At 77.8% G+C, this 1,214-nt stretch carries 1 protein-coding gene; it reads left to right on the top strand.

Going from position 1 to position 1,214, the window contains the following annotated elements; translation table 11 throughout:
• Positions 1-1,177: KR domain-containing protein (locus ACFV0G_RS39550; protein WP_380558834.1), on the top strand; the 1,177-nt coding region annotated here is incomplete at its 5' end.
• Positions 1,178-1,214: the final 37 nt, after the last annotated feature.

Raw genomic sequence — 1,214 nt, 5'->3', positions numbered from 1 at the left:
CCTCGCCGCCTGCGACGCCGCCGACCGCACGGCGCTCGCCGACCTGCTCGCCGCCGTCCCGGCCGCCCACCCGCTGACCGCCGTGGTCCACCGGGCGGGCGTCATCGACGACGGCGTGGTCGGCTCGCTCACCCCCGACCGGCTGGACACCGTGCTGCGCCCCAAGGTCGACGCCGCACTCCACCTGCACGAGCTCACGGCGTCCGCGGACCTCGCGGCGTTCGTCCTGTTCTCCTCCGTCGCCGGCACCTTCGGCGGCGCCGGCCAGGGCAACTACGCGGCCGCCAACGCGTTCCTCGACGCGCTGGCAGGGCACCGGCGCGCCGCCGGCCTCGCCGGCCTGTCCCTCGCCTGGGGCCTGTGGGCGGAGAGCAGCGGGATGACCGGAACCCTCGACGAGGCAGACCTCCGGCGGATGGCCCGCGGCGGCATCACCCCGCTCGGTTCCGCGCAGGGCCTGGCCCTGCTCGACACCGCGGCGACCCTCGGCCGCGCCGCCCTCGCCCCGGTGGGCCTGGACGTCGCCGGGCTGCGCGCCCACGCGGACCCGTCCGCCGTCCCGCCGCTGCTGCGGGGCCTGGTCCGGGCCCCCGCCCGGCGCACTCCGCGGGCCGCGGCCGCGGTGGCGGCCGACCAGGGCCGGACACTGGAGCAGCGGCTCGCCGGGCTGGACGAGGAGGGCCGCCGCACACTGCTGCTGGACCTGGTCCGCACCCAGGTCGCGGCCGTCCTCGGCCACGCGGGACCGGACGCGGTCGAGGCCGAACGGGCCTTCAAGGAGCTCGGCTTCGACTCCCTGACCGGCGTCGAACTGCGCAACCGGATGAACACCGCCACCGGCCTGCGGCTCCCGGCCACGCTGGTGTTCGACTTTCCGACGCCTGCCGCCCTCGCCGAGCTGCTGTTCACCGAGACCGCCCCCGCGGCGGACGCCTCGGCCAGGCCGGTGCTCGCCGAACTCGACCGGCTGGAGGCCGCGTTCGCCGCGGCGCCCGCGCCTGGCGACGACCTGCGCGGCACCCTCTCCGCCCGCCTGCAGGCCCTGCTCGGCCGTCTTGCGGTGGTCGAGGAGCCGGCCGCCCCCGCCGTCGACACCGAACAGCTGCGCGCCGCCTCCGACGAGGAGCTGTTCGCCTTCATCAACGACCAGCTCGGCCGCTCCCAGGACGCCGGCTGAGGGGGAGTCGACCACGCCCCGGGCCCCGGAGCGGCAC

The organism is Kitasatospora sp. NPDC059571 (assembly GCF_042735675.1).
Classification (GTDB): Bacteria; Actinomycetota; Actinomycetes; order Streptomycetales; family Streptomycetaceae; genus Kitasatospora.
Note: the sequence above shows the minus strand (reverse complement) of the source record. Positions and strands in the feature narration are given on the sequence as shown.